15 protein-coding genes are annotated in these 20154 nt (G+C 69.4%); 10 read left to right on the top strand and 5 right to left on the bottom strand.

Annotation, left to right across the window (positions count from 1 at the left end):
* The first annotated feature begins 93 nt into the window (after positions 1–93).
* Together NRB20_RS14955 and NRB20_RS14950 are read left to right on the top strand one after the other, a co-directional pair.
* On the top strand, positions 94–4047 hold the full coding sequence (locus NRB20_RS14955; RefSeq protein ID WP_319944933.1) for a bifunctional RecB family nuclease/DEAD/DEAH box helicase: 3954 nt from the start codon (positions 94–96) through the stop codon (positions 4045–4047).
* A 123-nt stretch (positions 4048–4170) separates the two neighbouring features.
* Positions 4171–5436: a cytochrome P450 gene (locus NRB20_RS14950; protein ID WP_227833495.1), complete on the top strand. Its 1266-nt coding sequence runs from the start codon at positions 4171–4173 to the stop codon at positions 5434–5436.
* 17 nt (positions 5437–5453) lie between these two features.
* Here NRB20_RS14950 and NRB20_RS14945 read toward each other — a convergent pair whose 3' ends face one another.
* Together NRB20_RS14945 and NRB20_RS14940 are read right to left on the bottom strand one after the other, a co-directional pair.
* Positions 5454–6623: an alanine racemase gene (locus NRB20_RS14945; protein ID WP_319944932.1), complete on the bottom strand. Its 1170-nt coding sequence runs from the start codon at positions 6621–6623 to the stop codon at positions 5454–5456.
* Between the two features lie 103 nt (positions 6624–6726).
* Complete coding sequence (locus NRB20_RS14940) at positions 6727–7188, bottom strand: TetR family transcriptional regulator (protein ID WP_194289853.1); 462 nt, start codon at positions 7186–7188, stop codon at positions 6727–6729.
* Between the two features lie 411 nt (positions 7189–7599).
* Here NRB20_RS14940 and NRB20_RS14935 point away from each other — a divergent pair, with 411 nt between their 5' ends.
* From NRB20_RS14935 to NRB20_RS14925, 3 genes are all read left to right on the top strand, one after another.
* Positions 7600–8346 carry a tyrosine-protein phosphatase gene (locus tag NRB20_RS14935; protein ID WP_153410666.1) on the top strand — a complete coding sequence of 249 codons (747 nt, stop codon included), beginning with the start codon at positions 7600–7602 and terminating at the stop codon, positions 8344–8346.
* Positions 8347–8531: 185 nt separating this feature from the next.
* The gene (locus NRB20_RS14930) at positions 8532–9320 is read left to right on the top strand and encodes an enoyl-CoA hydratase/isomerase family protein (protein ID WP_153410665.1); all 789 of its coding nucleotides are present in this window, start codon (positions 8532–8534) and stop codon (positions 9318–9320) included.
* Between the two features lie 170 nt (positions 9321–9490).
* Positions 9491–10684 carry a class I adenylate-forming enzyme family protein gene (locus NRB20_RS14925; RefSeq protein WP_319944931.1) on the top strand — a complete coding sequence of 398 codons (1194 nt, stop codon included), beginning with the start codon at positions 9491–9493 and terminating at the stop codon, positions 10682–10684.
* A 16-nt stretch (positions 10685–10700) separates the two neighbouring features.
* On the opposite strand, the gene NRB20_RS14920 is transcribed toward NRB20_RS14925, so the two are convergent.
* Positions 10701–11126: a VOC family protein gene (locus NRB20_RS14920; protein WP_153410663.1), complete on the bottom strand. Its 426-nt coding sequence runs from the start codon at positions 11124–11126 to the stop codon at positions 10701–10703.
* 5 nt (positions 11127–11131) lie between these two features.
* Entirely contained in the window at positions 11132–12151 is a 1020-nt protein-coding gene (locus tag NRB20_RS14915; RefSeq protein WP_319944930.1) for a helix-turn-helix domain-containing protein, read from the bottom strand.
* A gap of 249 nt (positions 12152–12400) precedes the next feature.
* Here NRB20_RS14915 and NRB20_RS14910 point away from each other — a divergent pair, with 249 nt between their 5' ends.
* From NRB20_RS14910 to NRB20_RS14900, 3 genes are read left to right on the top strand one after another with little or no spacing between them, the layout of a single operon-like run.
* Positions 12401–13120: a hypothetical protein gene (locus NRB20_RS14910; RefSeq protein WP_153410662.1), complete on the top strand. Its 720-nt coding sequence runs from the start codon at positions 12401–12403 to the stop codon at positions 13118–13120.
* A 34-nt stretch (positions 13121–13154) separates the two neighbouring features.
* Entirely contained in the window at positions 13155–14078 is a 924-nt protein-coding gene (locus tag NRB20_RS14905; protein ID WP_153410661.1) for an ABC transporter ATP-binding protein, read from the top strand.
* 8 nt (positions 14079–14086) lie between these two features.
* Positions 14087–14884 carry an ABC transporter permease gene (locus tag NRB20_RS14900; RefSeq protein WP_153410660.1) on the top strand — a complete coding sequence of 266 codons (798 nt, stop codon included), beginning with the start codon at positions 14087–14089 and terminating at the stop codon, positions 14882–14884.
* Between the two features lie 30 nt (positions 14885–14914).
* On the opposite strand, the gene NRB20_RS14895 is transcribed toward NRB20_RS14900, so the two are convergent.
* Positions 14915–15367: a winged helix-turn-helix transcriptional regulator gene (locus NRB20_RS14895; protein WP_319944929.1), complete on the bottom strand. Its 453-nt coding sequence runs from the start codon at positions 15365–15367 to the stop codon at positions 14915–14917.
* Between the two features lie 80 nt (positions 15368–15447).
* On the opposite strand from NRB20_RS14895, the gene NRB20_RS14890 reads away from it, so the two are divergent.
* Positions 15448–16098 carry a hypothetical protein gene (locus tag NRB20_RS14890; RefSeq protein WP_153410659.1) on the top strand — a complete coding sequence of 217 codons (651 nt, stop codon included), beginning with the start codon at positions 15448–15450 and terminating at the stop codon, positions 16096–16098.
* Positions 16099–16288: 190 nt separating this feature from the next.
* On the top strand, positions 16289–20014 hold the full coding sequence (locus NRB20_RS14885; protein WP_406603825.1) for an ABC transporter ATP-binding protein: 3726 nt from the start codon (positions 16289–16291) through the stop codon (positions 20012–20014).
* Positions 20015–20154: the final 140 nt, after the last annotated feature.

The following is a 20154-nucleotide window of genomic DNA, read 5'->3' as shown; positions in this document are numbered from 1 at the left end:
TGCGCGATTCGGCACGCAACGGTGCGTTCGCCCGGGGTTCGGGTGTCCCGAGACGCAGGAGGGCCACGATTGATTCTGTTCGGTGATCGTGTCGTGTGCAGCACCAGTGATCTGGTGGAGGCGGCACGCTGCGAGTTCGCGCTGCTGCGCGCGCTCGATGCCGAACTGGGCCTGGTGCCGCCGGTCGCGGCACCCGATCCGCTCCCCCTCCCCACCACCGAGCTCGACACCCTCCCACCCCACCTCGCCGCCGCCGCGACCCGCATCGAACCTCCCACCGGCGACGACCCCGCCACCATGGTCACCGCCCTCACCGACGCCGATCGCCGAACGATCGCCGCCCTGCACTCGGACGCACCGGTGATCCTCGACGCACGCTTCTTCGACGGCGAATTCACCACCGGCTGCGCCCTCCTGATCCGCACCGCCCCCGACGAGTCGCACGATGCTCCGGAACCGGTCGACGCCGTTGCCGACAAGGACGGCTCGAACGAACACCCGATCGTCACCGGATCAGCCGAACAACTCCCCCCGCCCACCACGTCCCGCACCGCCGACCATCACCAGAACCATTCGGCCGCCCACTTCCCGTACTCCTCGACAACGTCCGGCGCGACCGACCTCATGGCCCCCAACCGGACAACCCGCGAGTCACACAAGTACCAGCGACCGACACCGCACACCGACGCCGATCACCCGGCACCCGCCTCCGCACCCGGCGATCAGCACGAATACCAGCAGCCCACACCGACGCCGATCACCCGGCACCCGGCCCCCTCCCTGGAGACCGGCGAACCGCACGAGTACCAGCGGCCCACACCACGCACCACCGACCACCCCGCCCCCAACCCGGCGACCGTCGCACCACACGAATACCAGCGGCCCACACCGCACACAGCCGACCACCCGGCACCCGGCGAAGCGGACGAGTACTCGAGCGATGGCGCGACAGCTGGGCGGGACCAGCAGCGTTCGATGAGCAGCGCGGCGGCGGGATACGCGGCGGACGGCGTGCAGATCGATCGATCGGCGGGGGACTCGACGCATGGTCCGGTGATCGATCGGAGCGCTCGGTATTCGATACACGGGGTGGCGGGGGCGGGGTCGCCGATGGGGACGTTGATCGAGTTGGCGGGGGTCGCGGAGATGTTGCGGGAGCGGGGTTTTCGGGTCGATCCGTGGTTGCGGGTGCGGTTGGGCGATGGGGCGGAGCTGGTGCGGGATCTGGCGACGGTGGTGGCGGTGTTCCGGGCGCGGCGGGCACGGCTGGCGACGATTCTGGCGGGTAAGCAGGACGAGCTGCTGCCCGTGCAGTGGGGGGACCGCCGCTATCTGGCCTGCGGGCACTGCCCGACCTGCACCGCGGAGCTGGTGGCCGGTCGCGATCTGCTGCTGGTGGCCGGTATGCGGCCGGGGGTGCGGGCACAGTTGCGCGATGCGGGGATCACCACCGTCGATCGGCTCGCGGCCGCGGATTCGTCGGTGAGTGGCGTTGCGGCACATACCTTTTCGGCACTGTCGCGGCAGGCCGAGGTGCAGTTGCAGCACGAGCGCACGGGGGCGGCGGTCTACACGGTGACCGATGCGGGGGCGCTGGGCGCGCTGCCGCTGCCCTCGCCCGGCGACGTCTTCCTGGCCGTGACGGATACGCCCGGTACGGCGGTGGGCGTCGGGGTGAGTCCGGCGCATCACGCCGAGGGCGGCGAGGACCCGGTGGTGCTGTTCCACGCCTTCGCCATCGCCGGAAACGATTCGGCCGACGAGGGTTTCGACGCCGCCGACGAAACGCCCGACCTGCTGGAATATCTCCTGGACCGGCAGGAACACCACCCCGGCATGCGGATCTACCACTATCGCTCCCCGGTCCGGCAACTGCTGGCGCGGCTGTGCGTCCGGTACGGCGCGGACGAACAGATCATCGACGATCTGCTCGGCTCCCTGGTGGATCTGTATCCGATCCTGCGCTCCGCGCTGATCATCGGACAGCGTTCCTACCGCCTCGCCGATCTGGCCGTGCTGTTCGACGCGCGATCCGAAACCCCTTGCGCGGACCTGGAATCGGAGTGCGCGCACACCCTGCGACTGCGCGAGTGGCTGCGCGGGCTGGCCGCCGAACACGGCGTGCATCCCGCCCCCGAACGCCCGCGCCGGGAGACCGAACCACTGCCCGCCGTCGAGGCCGCGCTGCGCGAATTCGCCTTCGACTTCGACGAATCCCGCAGTGCCGCACAGCGAGCCGCCGCCCTCACCGCCGCCACCCTGGCCTATCACCGCCGCGAACGCCAGCCCCTGCACTGGGCGCACGAGGATCGCCTGCGGCAGCCGATCGCCGAATGGGAGGACGCGCCGGGCGTGCTCATCGCGGACTGGGGCACCGTGGACACCAAGTGGCACAGCACCGGCGAGTCGCCCATGCGCCGCTATCTCACCCTGACCGGGCGTCTGGGCACGGGCGGCGCACCACGTCCCGGGACGCCGGTGCTCACCGTCTACGACCGGCCCGTCCCCGGCATGACCAGCAGACCGGGCCGTCGCGCGACCGCGCAGGCCACCATCCTGGGTTGCGCGCTGGACGCCAATTTCGACGACGCCGTGCGCGTCGAGGAGTTGCTCCCGCAGGGCTGCGAACCGTACGACGAACTGCCGGTCGCGATCGTGCCCGGCCCACCCGGCCAGGACGAGAACATCGCGGACGCACTCGAATCCGCCGCACACGACCTGCTGGTGAGCCTGCCGGAGGTGCCCGCGACGGCCGCGTTCGATCTACTGCTGCGGCGGCCACCACGGCTGCGTTCGGGGGCTAGGCTGCCCGAGGTGTTCGGCGATCACGCCGCCGCGGTGACCGCGGCCGTACTCGACCTGGACGATTCCTATGTCGCGGTGCAGGGTCCGTCGGGGACCGGCAAGACCGATACCGCCGCCCGCGTGGTGGAACGCCTGGTCACCCGGTACAAGTGGCGGGTCGGCGTGGTCGCCCGTTCGCACTGGGCGGTCGAGCAGGTCCTGGACGCACTCGTACGGGTCGGCGTACTGCCGGAACTGGTCGCCAAATCCGAAACCCACGCGGTGGCCCCGGAATGGCTGACCATCGAGCCGAGCCGCTATCCGCGCTTCCTCGACAACGCCGTCAACGGCTGCGTAATAGGCGGTCTACCAGGCGATTTCGCCGACGCCGCGCAGGTGCCGCCGGGCGCGCTGGATCTGCTGCTGATCGCCGACGCCGGGCATTTCTCGCTCGCCGACGCCATCGCGGTCTCCGGCAGCGCGCACAATCTGCTGCTGCTCGGCGATCCGGCCCCGCTGCCCGGCCACGGCATCCACCCCGAACCGGTGCACGATTCGACACTCGGCCGCCTGCTCGGCGAATTACCCACGCTACCGATCGAATTCGGCTATTTCCTGGATCGCACCTGGCGGATGCATCCGCAACTGTGCGGACCGGTGTCCCGGCTGCGTTACGCCGGACGGCTGCGTTCGAGCGAAACCGTCACGCTCGCACGCGATCTCGAAGGCGTGCCGCCGGGCGTGCGGATCGAGCCGATCGAACATCACGGCAACAGCACCGAATCCGCCGAGGAGGCCCGTGAGATCGTGCGCCGGGTCCGCGCGCTGCTGGGCCTGCCCTGGCATCAGGGCGCGATGACCCGACGTCTGCATCCGCACGACATCCTGGTCGTCACTCCGTATCACGCCCAGGTCGCGCGCATCCGCACGCTGCTCTCGCGCGCCCGCATCGAGGACGTCCTGGTCGGCACCCCCGAACGTCTCGCGGGCCGCGAGGCCGCGGTGGTCCTGATCTCCATGACCACCTCCTCCCCCGCCGACGCCCCGCACGGCATCCAGACCCTGCTGTCCCGGCACTGGATCACCACGGCGGTCGCACGCGCCATGTGGACCGCCGTCATCGTCCACTCGGCGCTGCTCACCGAGTACCTCCCCGAAACCCCGGAGGAACTGACCGATCTGGCCGTCTTCCTGCGACTCGCGGACTCCGAAGAAGGTGCGCCTTTACGGTCTTCCGACCCTGGCCGGCCATCCGTTGTGTAAATATGCTTGCTGACGGGCTGCCGAAGCCCGTATTCCCACCGCGAGCACGAGGTTGCGTTGTTAACTGACCACCGACACTGATCCCTTGTCGCGCTTGCTGGTTCGTTCTCTGGAGTCACCCTTTTGACATCACCACGTTCCGACCTGTTCGCGGTCCCCGCTGCCCAGGGCCGCCCCGTTCCGCACCCCGACTCCCCGGTCGCCCTCGACGGTCCCCGAATTTCGCTGGGCACACCGGAATTCGTCGCCGACCCGCACGGTGCCTACCGGGAGATGCGCCGCCGCTACGGTTCCATGGTGCCGATCGAACTGGCGCCCGGCGTCCCGGCGACGCTGGTCATCGGCTATCACACCGCGCTGCGAATCCTCAACGATCCGGACCACTTCCCGGCCGACCCGCGGATCTGGGAGCGAACCGTTCCGGAGGACTGCCCGGTGCGCCCGATCATGCAGTGGTATCCGAACGTGCTGCGCAGCGCCGGTGCCGCGCACGAGCGTTACCGGCGCGCGTTCACGGCCGCCTTCGACCGGGTCGACCTGCACGAATTGCACGCCACCGTGGAGAAGATCGCGGTCCCGCTGATCAACGAATTCTGCGAGTCCGGGTCGGCGGATCTGGTGTCCCAGTACGCGTTTCCGCTGGCCTTCGAGGTGCTGAACCGCCTGGTGGGTTGTTCGGCGGAGTTGGGCGGGCGCGTCGCGACCGGGATGGCGGCGCTGTTCGACACCGTGAACGCCGCCTGGGGTATGGATCATCTGAGCCGGGCGCTGATGGAACAGGTCCAGTTGCGGCGCGCCCAACCCGCCGACGACGTCACCTCGCATCTGAGCCATCATCCGGCCGACCTCACCGACGAGGAGATGCTGTTCAATCTGATCGTCTTCTACGGCGGCGGAATCGAACCGCAGCAGAATCTGATCTCCAACACACTGCTGTTGATGATCACCGACGAACGTTTCGGCGGCGACATCCTCGCCGGCAGCCTGTCCACCCGCGATGCGCTGGACGAGGTGCTGTTCACCGACCCACCGATGGCCAACTTCTCCATCACCTATCCGCGCCAGCCCATTCTGATCGAGGACACCTGGCTGCCCGCCCACCAACCGGTGGTCGTCAGCTTCGCGGCATGTAACAACGATCCGGAGATCGCGGGCGGGGATCGCACCGGCAACCGGTCACATCTGGCCTGGGGTGCGGGGCCGCATGCGTGTCCGGCCCGGTCGGTGGCTTATCTGGTCGTGCAGGACGCGATCGATCAACTGCTCGACGCGCTGCCGGAGATCCGCCTCGCGGTCGACCCGAGTGAGATCCGCTGGCGGCCGGGGCCTTTCCATCGCGCGCTGGTGGATCTGCCGGTCACCTTTCCGCCGTCACCTCGGTTGCGGTGAGCCGCGCGTCGTCGGAGCTAGCCGAAGTTCCTGCCCTCGCCGCGATAGGTGGGGACGGTGGTGCGGGTGCCGTCGGGATCGACGAACTGCACGGTGTCGAAACGCTCGCACAGTTCGCCCGCCTTGGCGTGCCGGAACCAGACGCGGTCGCCGATCGCCAGGTCTCCGGCACCGCTGAGCGGGGTCTGCACCTCACCCGCACCCTCGGTCCCGATGAGACGTAACCCGCTGGGCCACACCGGTTTCGGCACACGAGAATTACCGGCCGGTCCGGACGCGATGTATCCGCCGGAGAACACCGTGGCGATATCGCGCGCGGGGCGGCGCAGCACCGGTTCGGCGAAGTACAGCGCCGGGCGCGGGGTGAAACTGCGATAGCCGTCGAACAACGTCGGCACATACAGCCCGGAACCGGAGGTGACCTCGGTGACCCCCGGCGAGGCCACGCTGACCTCGATCGAACCGCTGCCGCCGCTGTTCACGATCCGCAACTCGCCGACCACCGAGCGCACCGCGTCGAGCACCCGCACCCGGCGCTTCGCGATCTCCGCGGCCGAGAGCTGTTTCACCAGGCGCACAGCGGGATTGGTATCGGGCAGCCCCGCGATCTGCGCCTCGTACGTCATCACCCCGACGACCTCGAAACCGCGATCGAGCGCGGCGCGCGCGAGGCGGGCGGCCTGGTCCGGGGTGCGGATCGGCGAGCGGCGCACGCCCAGATGCAGCGGGCCGATCCGCAGCGAGGCGTCCACGTCCAGGCAGACGCGCGGACGCACCCGGTCGGCGCCGACGGCGTTTCTGACGAGATCGAGTTGGGCGACGTCGTCGACCATGAGCGTGATCGAGTCGCGCAGCACCTCGTCCGCGGCGAGTTCGGCCAGCGCGGCGCGATGCACGCTCGGATAACCCAGCAGCACGTCGCGGGCGCCCTGGCGGACCAGCCAGATCGCCTCGGGCAGTGCGTAACCCATGATCCCGGCGAAGCCCCCGGACGCGGTCAGCCCGGCACCGAGCACCTCTTCGAGGACCGCGCGGCAGCGCACCGATTTACTCGCGACGCGGATCGGCAGACCAGCGGCGCGGCGGACCAGATCCGCGGCGTTGGCGCGCAGTGCGGCCAGATCCAGCGCGGCCAGCGGCGGATCCAGGTCGGCGGTGGCCTCGTGCAGGCCGACGAGGGACGACACGTCTGTCACGGTACCCACTGAACCATGAAGTTGGTCATACGTCCAGTTCGACGGCGACGACCGCCTCCGGAACGATCACCTCGGAAATCCCCGCGGGGAAGAACTACTTGTCCACGGCCCGGCTGGACAGGCTCGACACCAGATCGTCGAGTACCACCAGCGTCGTCTCGTCGTCACCGTCGGCCAGCCAGCGCAGCACCGTACCCTGCACAACCGCCACGGCATAGGCCGAGATCGCCTCCACCGGCTCGATCCACTCCGTCTCGGACCGCTCCGCGCACAACCGCAGGAACGCGGTGACCTCCGCCTCCTGCTGCCGGAACAACGCGACCGCCGACTCCTCGACCGCGGATTCGCCCTGCCCGTCCCACCTGCGGCGCAACGCCGAGATGGTGGCCTCGTAGATGCGCACCTGCCGGTCCGGCGTGGCCTTGATCGCGGGCCACAGCGCGCTCACGCCCGCGTGCAGCAGCACCCGTAACGCGCGGGTGCCGGAAAAATCGAGCTCGGCACGCGCCCGCTCCACCGCCTCGGCGAGCGCCGGTCTGGGCCGGAGCTCGGTCATCTCACCACTAACGCTCAACGAAGACTCCCTTTGGGCAAACTGAACACACGCACCTGCGCGGGCCGCTCAACGGGTTGTGGATCCTCGCTGATCGGACCGGACCCGCGCGTCCGGTCGACCCGTTCAACTTCATCAATATAGAAGGTTTCCAGGGCTGGCGACCGAGTTCAGTGCGGTTTTGCGGACTGAAGGAATGTTTTGTTACCCCCTTGGAACCACGCTGCGATCCAACGGACATCCGCCCCATCATCCCGCCGGAATGTGAGACGAGTCTGTGATCGGGCCGAAGTTCCAGTGAACCACGGATTCGGCTCCGAATCTCTGTGGCGGTTCCCACACGCCGCCGGAGATTCGCCGGTTCGATCGATGAACGACACCCTGGAGCAACCACCCCGACCGTAGCCTTGACAGATGAACACCGCGCGTCCAGACCACTTTCTGATCTCCGGTACCTTCAACTACCGCGATATGGGCCGCCTCCGCACCGCGCACGGGCGCAGACTCCGCAGCGGGGTGCTGTTGCGCTCGGCACATCTGTGCCGGATCGACGACCAGGGCCGGAAAACATTGCGTGAACTCGGCGTCCGCACCGTGCACGACCTACGCGGACCGCAGGAGATCGATCATCTGGGCGCGGACGTCCTGCCCTCGGACGTGCGGCTGCGACTCACCCCGTTCGATTCCGCCATCGACGGACAACCGCCGCACGAGGCCGCGGGCGAACGCGACAGCCTTTCCGAGATGCTCGAGATCTACCGCTCGTTCCCCGGTATGCCCGAGGCGCATACCGCGCTGCTGGCCATCGCCGAATCGCTGCTGCGCGACGACGGCGCGGTCCTGGTGCACTGCGCCGCGGGCAAGGACCGCACCGGCTGGGCGATCGCGACCCTGCTGCGCGCGATCGGCGTCTCCGAGGCCGACATCCTGGCCGACTTCCTGCTCAGCAATCACGCCGCCGACGCCCTGGCCGCGGACGTGCACCACAACTCCGGTGGCCGCCTGCGCCTCCCGCCCGAGGTGCTCGGCGTCCGCCCCGAATACCTCGCGGCCGGTACGGATTCGATGCGCGACCTGCACATCGACCTGAACGGCTACTTCGCCGCCCTCGGCCTCACCCGGGACCTGCGTGCCCGCCTCGGTGAACGTATGTTGGCGTGAATTCCCCGCGCCGCCAGTCGATCTGCTCCAGCTGGAATCGGTCGGCAGGGCGGGCGGCGTGCGATGGGGTGTCATCTCCGAAGGGTGCGCGGGGTAGCGGCTCGCGGGCGTGCGGGGTGAGCCGCACGGACAATTCGAGGCCCCTCGCTCTGTTCCGCGCGGCCCCGGCTGGCTAGATTCGGGCCATGACCGAACCCACTCGTCTGGACCGTACCGAAACCGACGCCGGGGCGCAGCTGGCGACCATCACCGTCGACCATCCGCCGCTGAACCTGTTCGACAAGGGACTGCTGGATTCCCTGGCCGCGAACGTCGCCGAGCTGACCGCCGCGCCGCCGCGCGCGGTGCTGCTGCGCGCCGAGGGCAAGGTCGTGTCCGGGGGCGTGGACGTGCACGTCTTCGACGGGTTGTCGATCGAACAGGGCACCGCGCTCTGGGAGGACCTGTTCGGCCGGATCATCCATCCGATCGAGGCACTGCCGTGCCCGGTGGTGTTCGCCGCGCACGGGCTGACCCTGACCGCGGCCTTCGAGATCGCGCTGGCCTGCGACATCATCCTGGCCGCGCCGAAGGCGAAGTTCGGGCTGGTGGAGACCGTCGTCGGGCTGACGCCGTCGATGGGCGGACCGCAGCGACTGGCCGAACGCGCCGGATCCGGCCGAGCCCGCGAATTCGTCATGACCGGCGACCTGTACGACGCCGCCACCATGTCCGACTGGGGTGTGGTCAACGCGGTGCACGAGGACGTCGACACCGCCGCGCGTGCCCTGACCGCCCGGCTGGCCGACGGCCCGACCCGCGCCCACGCCGCCACCAAGCAGATCATCGAGGCGTGGCGGTCCGGCGGTGTGGCACATGCGGATTCGGTGACACCGCAGGTTTCGGGCGAGCTGTTCGCGACCGCGGACCTCCGCGGCGCGGTCCGCAGCTTCCTGGACGTCGGGCCGGGCAAGGCGACCTACACCGGACGATGACGACGAAGACACGTTTGCCGACAATCAACCCGCGATTGTGAGCTGCGTCATATAGTCACAGGTGCCTGCCGCATACGAGGCACTCGGAGGGACGCATGCCACAGCTCGTCGAATATCCACAGACACGAAACCCGTGGTGTACCAACCCTCTTGCCCGTGGAGCCGACGGTGTGCTGCGCTACGGCAACCTCAATCCGGCCCTCACCGAACTGCTCGACGTGCAGGTGCACGCCTTCTCCCAGCGCGAGGCCGTGGTGGAGATCGGCGGGGCGGACGGGCACGAGACGCGGCTGACGTACCGGCAGTTGTGGCACAGCGCGTCCAGGATCGCGGGCGGGTTGCAGGAGCACGGCATCGGTTACGGCGACCGGGTCGCGGTGCGGATGCCCGTCGGCGCCCGCTGGGTGCAGGCTTTCCTGGGGGCGCTGCTGTCCGGCGCGGTGCCGGTGCTGGTGCCCGACCGGCTGCCCGACGCGCTTGCCGCGCAACTGCTTTCGGACAGCGCCGCGGATTTCATCCTGGACGGCGGCGGGGCCGAGGCGCACTACGCGGATCTGCCCGACGGCGCGGCCTTCATCGACGACGGTGCGTCACTGAGCGAACTGGCCCTGCTCTGCTACACCAGCGGCACCGTCTGCCCCGAGGATGCGCCCGCGCACGGCGATCCCAAAGGGGTGGAGCTGACCAACGAGAATCTGCTCTCGGCGGTGCGGTCCATGGTCGGCGCGCTCGATCTGCCCACCGACGGGATGCGCAATCTGGTGCTGCTGCCGCTGGCCCACGCCAGCGGGTGCGTGGATCAGATGCTGCCGACGTTCGCGGTCGGCGGCACCGTCGTACTGTCCCCGGATCCATCCCTCATCGCGGAAACCATTGTGGCCGAACGCATCGACACGGTCTGCGCGACGCCGCGCATCTTCGCCGGACTGCTGCCCGATCTGGCCGGACTGCACGCCGAGGGGGTGCGGCAGGTGTGCAGCGCCGGACATCGCGCTGAACTGGCCGCCACCGATCCCGGCACCTGCGCGGTCGTGGCCGACGCGCTGCGCGAGGTGTTCCCGCTGGCGCGGCAGTGGTCGGTCTGGGGCGCGACCGAGACCAGCGGTATCGGACTGGCCCTGACCGACAGCGGCGAACCGCACTGCCGCGATCTGCTCGGACTTCCTTTCGGCGGAACGGAATTGGCGCTGTGGGGGCCGCGCGCCGAATCCGGCCACGGCGAATTGCTCTGCCGCGGACCGAATATCACCCCGCGCTACTGGAACGACCCGCAGACCACCGAATCCCGTTTCACCGGAAGCTGGTTCCACACCGGCAACCAGGTCGACATCGATGCGGCCGGGCTGGTCCACCGCGCCGAATGAGCCGCGACGGCACGGGTCACTCGCCTTCCGGCGCTCCCGCGTAGGTGCCGAAACTCCAGATGACTCCCTCCGGGTCGCGACAGGTGAAGCCGCGCGAGCCGTAATCCTCGTCGCGCAGGCCGCGCATGATCGTGGCTCCGGCCTGCTCCGCGCGGGCGAACAGCTCGTCCGGATTGTCGATGACGACATACACCGATCCGGTGGCCGTGGGCAGCTGGCCGTGCAGCGAATCCTCGCGGACCGAGCCGAGCATGATGCCGCCACCGCCGGGCCAGCCCAGTTCGGCGTGGTCCACGACGTCCCCTTCGCCGTAGCGGGCGCGTTCGACGAAACCGAATGCGCGGCAGAGGAATTCGATCGCCGCGGGGGCGTCACGGTAGGTCAGGCACGGCCACACCGGAGTCGCCGCGCGGGTGCTGATTTCACTGGTTGTCTCTGTCATGTCCATCAGCCTTCCAACAGTTCGGGTACCGGGTCTTGGACGAATGGGAACACCTCGTATTCGAGCCACCGCGAGGGCGGCAGACCGGCCAGCTCCCGCCATTCGCGGGCCATGTGCGCCTGGTCGTAGTAACCGGACGCGGCGGCCACCTCGGCGAGCGTCCTGACAGCCGCGGCCGCGACATCGCTCACCACACCGTTGGCGACGGCGCGCAACAAACGGTGCGAGTATTCGAAGCGCGCCAATCGCGCGGCATCCTTGGGCGTGATCCCGAACTCGGCGGCGAAACGGGAGCCCAGATACCTTCTGCTCCAACCGATCTCCTCGGCCACCGCACCCACGCGCACCTGCCCGGCGGATCGGGTCAACAGTTGCCAGGCCCGCCGCAACTCCGGTTCGATCGTGGCCTCGCGCGCCTGCTCCAGCAGCACCTGATCCAGAATCGCGAACCGGCGGGACCAGTCGTCGGTGGCGGCCATCCGCTCGCGTAGCCGCGCGGCCGACGAGCCCAGTACATCGGTCAGATCGACCAGCCACGAACCCAGATCCGCGGTCGGCACGCCGAACAGCGCCCGCGCGCCCAGCGGCGTCACCGCGAGTTGCACCCCGTGCTGATATCCGTGATGCCCGATCAGGCACGGCCGCACGGTGAGCCCGCTGGCCAGCGCATCCCAGCGCCCGCCGGATTGGGCGGGATGACAGCTGACGGGCAGCTCGATCGGCTCGTCGATCGTCACGATCACCGTCAACGCCGTCGACGGCATCCCGATGTGCACTCCCGGCGCGAAACCACGCAGCCGATAACCGACGTAATCGCCCAGGTAGGGCCGCAATCGTGGATCGGGTGCGGCCCGCGCCCCCTCGGAAACGCCGAGCCCATCGGCGAACGACTCCCCTTCGGCGCGCTGCCACGCCGACAACTCGCTCACCAACTCCCCAACACTCGCGTTCGGCCGGAACACGATTCGGTCGAACTCCCTCGCAGCGCCGTCGTCCATCGGTTCCACTACGGCTGTCGCGGTCACCCGTTCACCCCCTGAACAGTTTCGGATTCGTACGGCGAGAACTCCGACCGTGTGCGCCCCCACCGCAGCCGAACGGATGCGGAGCCGGGGAACCCACCGGTGAGCTCGCTCACGCCTCCACGGTAGGCCGTACCACCGACAAGTTCGGCAAACCACCGCTCGACCGGCGTAATCCCGGCGAACCGGAATCGCCGTGTCGGCGGCATCGCGGTCGGCCACACTAGACTCGGCGCGGACGAGAGGGGTGACATGCCGATATTCAAGGCCGGGATGGAAAAGGCGATCCGGTCCGTACTCGACAACGGCGCGCAATTGCAGGCGCCCGCGGTTGCCAAGTACGTGGACCGCTTCCGGCGCGCACACCCCGAGGAATCCCCGGCGCAGATCATCGGTCGGATCGAGACCATCTTCCTGACCAGCGTCACCGGCAGCGGCACGGCCGTCGGCGCGACCGCGGCGGTACCCGCGATCGGCACCATCGCCGCACTCGCGGCGGTCAGCGCGGAGACCACGTTCTTCCTGGAGGCCTCGGCGGTCTACACCCTCGCGGTCGCGGCCGTGCACGGCATCGCCCCCGAGGACGTCGAGCGCCGCCGCGCGCTGGTGCTGGCGGTCGTGCTCGGCGAGAGCGGGATGCAGATCGTGGAGAAGAACGTCGGCCGCTCGGCGCAGAACTGGGCCAGCCTGCTGACCGAGCGGATTCCCGGTATCCACAGCCTCAACGACACGCTGATGCGACGTTTCGTGCTGCGCTTCCTGGCCAAGCGCAGCCCGCTGATGTTCGGCAAGGTGCTGCCGGCCGGAATCGGCGCGGCCATCGGCGGTTTCGGCAACCGGACGCTCGGCAAACAGACCATCGCCAACGCGCACCGGGCATTCGGCCCGCCGCCCCCGGCCTGGCCGACTCCGCTGGTGATCGACGCGGATCCGCTGCCCGCCCTGGACCAACTGCGGGAGGAACAGCAGTGAAACCCCCGGAATCCACTGCCCACGGGAGGGAACGATGAGTGCGGCCCGACCGCTCGCCCTCGGCGTGACCGGGCTGACCATGAAGTTCGACGGCGTCACGGTGTTGCGCGAGGTGACCTTCTCGGTACCCGCCGGGACGACCACCGCCCTGGTCGGGCCGCCCGGCGCCGGGAAATCGCTGCTCGTGCAGATCCTGCTGGGCCAGTTGAAACCCTCGTCCGGCACCGCGTCGGTCGGCGGACCCGGCTCGGGTGTGCGCGGAAACCGCCCGGTGGGCGCGGTGTTGCAGCCGTACGGGTTGCAGCCGGGGCGGACCGTGCGCGGGCAGTTGCTGGTCTACGCCGCGGCCGCGGGCGTCTCCGATGCCGAGGTGGACGGCATTCTCGCGCTCACCCGCCTGGACGCGGTCGCGCGGACCAAGGTGCAGACACTGCCGCCGAATATGACCGCGCGGGTCGCGCTGGCCATCGCGCTGCTGGGCGATCCGCCGCTGCTGATCCTGGACGACCCGCTGACCGGACTCGACGGCCCAGAACGCGCCTGGCTGTTCGACCGCCTGCACCGGCACGCCCGGCGCGGCGGCAGTGTGCTGCTGACCTCGCAGAGTCTGTCGACGGTACTGCCGGTATCGGACAATCTGGTCGTGCTCAGCGCCGGTTCGGTGGTGTATCAGGGCAGTCCGCGTTCGCTGCGGCGCAACCATCCCGACCGGCTCGTGGTCGCCGCCTCGAGCCCGATCGCGTTGGCCACCATGCTCGCCGCGCAGGGTTTCACCGACGCGGTCATGCGGTCGGACGGGCGGTTGGCGATCGCCGAGGCCGGACGCGCCGATATCGAGGCCGCCGCCGGTCGCGCCCGGGTGCAACTGACCGAGATGATCCCCGAGCCCGTCCATCCGGATCGGGTATTGACCGCTCTGACCAGGACCGCGCCGACACCGTACGGGATGCCGCAATGAATCCGACCATGCCGAAACTACCGCCCCTGCCGCAGATTCCGGTCCCCGTGCGCCGGGCCGCGTACTCGGAGATCCGCCGGGTGATCACCCAGCGTTCGGGATGGCTGATTCCGGCGGGCTGCGCGGGGAGCGGCCTGATCACCGGTCTGATCAGCGGCGGAACCGGTAGCGGACCGCGGGACGGCGCGCAGATCGCCACCGGCACCGTCACGGTCGGGCTGTATCTGGCCGTTCTGGTGGCGGTGATCGCGGCGGCGGTGAGCGGCGCGGCGGCCACCGGTGCGGAATACCGCTACGAGAGCATCTCGCTGACCGCGCTGTTCATTCCCGATCGGGATCTGCGGTTCGGCGCGAAACTCGGTGTGACAGCACTGTTTTCGCTGGTACTGGGATTGGCGGCCGAGATCGGCGCGGGCGTCGGCCTGGCTCTGCTGGGGCATTCGGAGGTGCAGTTCGGTCTGCGTCTGACCGGGGTGCTGCTGGGCGGTCTGCTCGCGACCGTGTGCTGGGGTGTGATCGGCGCGAGTCTGGGTCTGCTGCTGCGTTCCACGGGTCTGGCCGTGACCGCCATGGTCGGCTGGTGCCTGGTCGCCGAGCCGCTGTTGTGGCTGATCACCCGGGGTATCGGTATTCCGGGGTTCGCGGTGCTGCTCCCCGATTCGGCCACCATCGGGACGGTCGCCGTCGGTTCCTTCTCGCACAGCCCGTTTCTGTCGCCCGGCGCCGTCTCCGCCGTCGTGCTGATCCTTTGGACCGCTGCCACCGGGGCGCTGACCTGGTGGAAGCTGCGGCAGCGGGAGATCTAGGCACGGATCGATACGTCGCGGCGCATCGAATTACGCACCGGCGCAAGTGTTTCGGGCGTCGAGATTGCGGGCGTCGAGTCGGCGGGTGCCGGGGAGGTGGGTCAGGCCCCAGGTGGCCATCGCGTCCAAAAGCGTGTCGAGTTCGCGGCCTCGGGGAGTCAGGCGGTAGGCGTAGCGGGGTGGATTGTCCTGGTACGCAGTGCGTTCGACGATGCCCGCGAGTTCGAGCCGTCGTAGGCGTTCGGCGAGGGTGTTGGTGGGTATCGATTCTCCGGCGAGCATGAAGTCGCCGTAGCGGAGTTCGCCCGCGACCAGCAGATCTCGCACGATCAGCAGTGACCAGCGGTCGCCCAGGATGTCGAGCGTCCCGGCGATCGCGCATTCGGATCGCGGTTTGCGCGTTCGGGCCGTCGGCGGCTGTCCCCCGTCCTCCGATCGAGACGCCTCCGTCTCGACCGATTGCAGCTCTTCGGTTTCGGTCACGACATCCTCCTAGTCACTTGCGTATTTAAAGTTACCATTCTAGTGTTACTTTAAATTTGCAAGTGACTAGGGAGAACCCCATGACCACCTCCGTCACCGCCCCGTCCCTGCGCACCGGATCCGTCGCCGGACGTCGCACACCCCAGTTGCTCGCCGCGCTGGTCGTGGCCTGGCTGGCCGTCGTCGTCGCGCTCAGCGCCGCTGGCGTGTTCACCGGCCCGGCGTCCAGTCCGCCGATCGCGCTGGGCATCTTCAGCGCCGGTCCGCCGCTGGCCGTGCTGGTCGCGCTACTGGTCTCGCCGCGCGTGCGAGCCTGGGCGCGCGCGGCAGATCTGCGCATGCTGACCCAGTTGCAGATGTTGCGGGTCGCCGGATTCACGCTGCTCGCCCTGGGCGTCGTCGGCACCCTGCCGCGGTCGTTCGCGTTGCCCGCCGGAATCGGTGACGTATTCGTCGCACTGACCGCTCCGCTGGTGGCGACATTCGTCCTCGGCACCCGGCGACGCTGGATCTTCGTGGCGTGGACCGTATTCGGCATCCTGGACCTGATCGATGCCGTCACGCTCGGGGTGCTCGACACCAGCTCGACGATCGGACTGCTGCATCACGGATCGATCAGCGCCGATGCGATGGGGACGTTGCCGTTGAGCGTCATCCCGGTGTTCGGCGTGCCGTTCACCATGATCCTGCACCTGCTCTCGCTTCCGCACCTGCGTCGTTGGCACGACTGAGTCCGACCGGTGGCGGTCCGGAGTCGCGCATCTCGATGCGACCCCGGACCGCCTTGTACTACCCCCGGGTGGGCGAATCGTGCCGATCATCCGCCCGGCACGACCGCTCCAGCAGCCGCACAGAGGTTTCACCGGGAAGGATTCGCGCGCGAAAGGGGTTGTCGGACCTGGTCGGTAATCTCGGAGGCCGATGAGGAGCGCGGTGGAAATGGGGGCGGATGTGACACAGAACAGCGAGACCGGATGGTTACGCCGGTTGTGGGCGGAGTGCTGGGCACGGCCGCGACTGCTCTTCGCGGTCATTCTCACGCTGGTGGTGGGCGCGGTCGCCGAGGCGGCGGTTCCGGTCGCGGCCAAACAGGCGCTGGACAGCGCCCGGATCGGGGATGTGCGGGCCATCACCGGCGTCACGGCGGTGCTGGTCGGGTTGGCGGTGGTGCGATTCGCGACCGCGACCGGGCGGCGCTGGCTGGCCGGGCAACTGGCGCTGGATGTGCAGCACGAGGTGCGGGTCTCGCTGCTGACGGCGCTGCACCGATACGACGGGCGCGGTCAGGACGGGCTGAGCACCGGGCAGGTGGTGTCCCGATCGATCTCGGATCTGCAACTGGTGCAGGGCTTTCTGGCGATGGCGCCGATGTCGGCGATGCAGTTGCTGCTCGCCGTGCTGGCCGCGCTCGTGATGATCGTGTTGTCACCGCCGTTGGCGCTGGTCGCACTGCTGACCGTGCCCGCGCTGATGTACGTGGTGTATCGCACCCGCCCGCGCCTGCACGCGGCCACCTGGTCCGCGCAGCAGCGCGCGGCCGATCTGGCACAGCACGTCGAGGAGACGGTCACCGGCGTGCGGGTGGTCAAGGGGTTCGGCCAGGAGGCGCGCATGGTGGGCGTGCTCGAGGGGCACGCCCGCAGGCTGTTCGGCGAGCGGATGCGCGCCGCGCACATCGACTCCCGATTCGCGCCCACGGTGGCGGCGATCCCGCAGATCGGCATGGTCGCGGTGATCGCGCTCGGCGGCACGTTCGCGCTGCGCGGCACCATCGGTGTCGGTACCTTCCTGGCCTTCGCCGCCTACGTCACCATGCTCGCGGGCAGTACCCGGGTGGTGGCGAGCGTCATCGTGCTGGCCCAACTCACCCGCGCGGCAGCCGAACGGGTCTTCGCGGTGATCGACGAGGCGCCCGACACCGTCGACCAGCCCGAACCGGAGCCGTTGCCCGAGGGGCCGCTGGGTATCGAGATCGATTCCCTCACTTTCGGATTCGAGCACGAACGTCCGGTGCTGCGCGATTTCGATCTGACCGTGCGTCCGGGCGAGACCGTGGCGATCATCGGGCCCGCCGGTTCGGGCAAGTCCACGCTGGCCATGTTGTTGCCGCGCTTCTACCACCCCGACGACGGCCGCATCGTGCTGCACGGCGTCAACGGCGAGGCCGACGTCGAGCGGGTGCGGGCGGCCGATCTGCGAGCGGCGATCGGGGTGGTGTTCGACGAGCCGTTCCTCTACTCCGACACCGTGGCGGCCAATATCGCGCTCGGACGTCCCAGCGCCACCGCCGAGGACATCCGTCGCGCCGCCGAACGCGCCGCGGCGCACGAGTTCATCACCGCCCTGCCCGAGGGATACGACACCGTCGTCGGCGAGCGCGGCCTGACCCTGTCCGGCGGCCAACGCCAGCGCCTGGCCTTGGCCCGCGCGCTGCTGGCCGATCCCCGCGTGCTGGTCCTGGACGATGCGACCTCCGCGGTCGACGCCGTCACCGAGGCCGCCATCTTCGACGGCCTCGCCGACGACACCGGCCGCACCACCCTCATCCTGGCGCACCGCGAATCCACCCTCGCCCACGCCGACCGCGTCATCCGGCTGCCCGCGCCGGAGCGCCACGAGGTCGCCGACCTGTGGCCCGGTCCGTCCGCGCCGCAACAGCTTTCGGCCGCCGCCGAGTCCGTGGCGAACAACCGGCAACCGCTGGCCGCGGTCGCCGCGCAGCCGTTGCAGGGCGACGTGTCGGAGGTCGAGGTGCCGCCGGAGTTGCGGGAGACGCTCACGCGGCTGCCCGCGGCGGACGAGCCACCGAATATCGATCCGAGCGAGCACGAACGTCCCGATCCGAACTTCCGGCTGACGCGGCTGCTGCGTCCGGTGCGCTGGCTGCTGGTCGCCGTGGTGACACTGCTGGCCCTGGACGGCGCGATCGGCGTGGCCTTCCCGATGCTGACCCGCTACGCGCTGGATCACGGCGTGGCCGCGCACAGCGAGGCCGCGCTGATCGCCGCGGCGGTGGGCGCGCTGATCCTGGCCCTGCTGAGCTGGCTGGACGAGGCCGTGGGCACGCTGCTGTCCGCCCGCGGCGGCGAGCGGGTGCTGTACGGATTGCGTATTCGCAGCTACGCACATCTGCAGCGACTCGGGCTCGACTTCTACGAGCGCGAACTGTCCGGCCGCATCATGACCAGGATGACCACCGACATCGACGCGATGTCGACCTTCCTGCAAACCGGCCTGAGCACCGCGTTGATCGGCATCGCGACCGTCGTCGGGGTCATGGTGGCGCTGGTGATCTGCGACGCCGGGCTGGCGCTGGTCATCTTCGCGGCGCTGCCGCCGCTGATCATCGCGACGCTGGTGTTCCGCAAGATCTCGGCCTCGGCGTATTCGGCCTCCCGCGAGCGCGTGGCCACGGTGAACGCGGATTTCCAGGAGAACATCGCCGGACTGCGCACCACCCAGGCGTATCGGTCCGAACCGCATGCGGCGGTGCGCTTCACCGGCTACTCCGCCGCCTACAGCGACGCCCGGATGCGCGCGCAGAAGGCGATCGCGGTCTACTTCGGCTTCATCGTCGCCTGGGCGGATCTGGCCCAGGCCGCGGTGGTGTACGTCGGCGCCCGCGATATCGCGCACGGGGTGAGCACACCGGGGACGCTGGTCGCGTTCGTGCTGTACCTGAGCCTGCTGATCAACCCGATCGTGCAGCTGTCCCAGGTGTTCGACGGCTATCAGCAGGCCCGCGTCGGGCTCGGCCGGATCGAAACACTGTTGCGCACACCGTCTTCCATCGCACCCGATCCGGTCGATCCGGTGCCGTCCGGTGTGGGCAAGGCCACCGATGTGGTGTTCGACACGGTGCATTTCCGGTATCCGGGCGCGATCTCCCCCGCGCTGGACGGCTTGCGCCTGCACATCCCGGCCGGTTCCAGCCTCGCGCTGGTCGGCGAGACCGGCGCGGGTAAATCCACCGTCGTCAAACTCCTCGCCCGGCTCTACGACCTGCCACCCGCCGACGCCCGAGCCGGCGGATCCCGGGTCGACGGCGAGCACGTCGGCGCCCCCGAACCCACCGGCGCGATCCTGGTCGACGGCGCGGACGTCCGCGACTACCGGCTGGCCGATTACCGGGCCCGCTTGGGCGTCGTCCCCCAGGAAGCGCACCTGTTCACCGGTGATATCGCGGCCAATATCGCCTTCGGCCGACCGTCCGCGACCGCCGCGCAGATCGAGCGGGCGGCGGAGACCGTCGGCGCGCTGGCGATGATCGCGGACCTGCCGCGCGGTATGCGGCAGCCGGTCGGTGAGGGCGGACGTGGCCTGTCCGCCGGACAGCGCCAGCTGATCGCACTGGCCCGCGCCGAACTGGTCGATCCGGATCTGCTGCTGCTGGACGAGGCGACCGCGGTCCTGGATCCGGACAGCGAGGAACGGGTGCTGGCCGCCAGCACCGCGATGACGCAGGGCCGCACCGCGGTGATCGTCGCGCATCGCCTGGCCACCGCGGCCCGGGCCGATCGGATCGCCGTCGTGGCCGCCGGGCGCATCGCGGAGATCGGCACCCACGCCGAACTCGTCGCGGCCGACGGCATCTACAGCCGACTATGGGAAGCGGCCGGGGCCGACGAGGGAATATTCTCGACATAGGACAGGTCGTCATTTACGAGTCGATCCGTCCGGCAGATTTCCTGGCAGCGTGGATTTGCCAGCGGGGTGCGGGGGCCGGTACGGCCCGGAGGAGGCAGCTTGGGTAATCAGGCAGCGACCCGCGGGACCGCCGTGAAGCG

Source organism: Nocardia macrotermitis (assembly GCF_009604405.1).
GTDB lineage: Bacteria > Actinomycetota > Actinomycetes > Mycobacteriales > Mycobacteriaceae > Nocardia > Nocardia macrotermitis.
The sequence above is the reverse complement of the archived record's forward strand: the minus strand, read 5'-3'. Positions and strand labels throughout refer to the sequence as shown.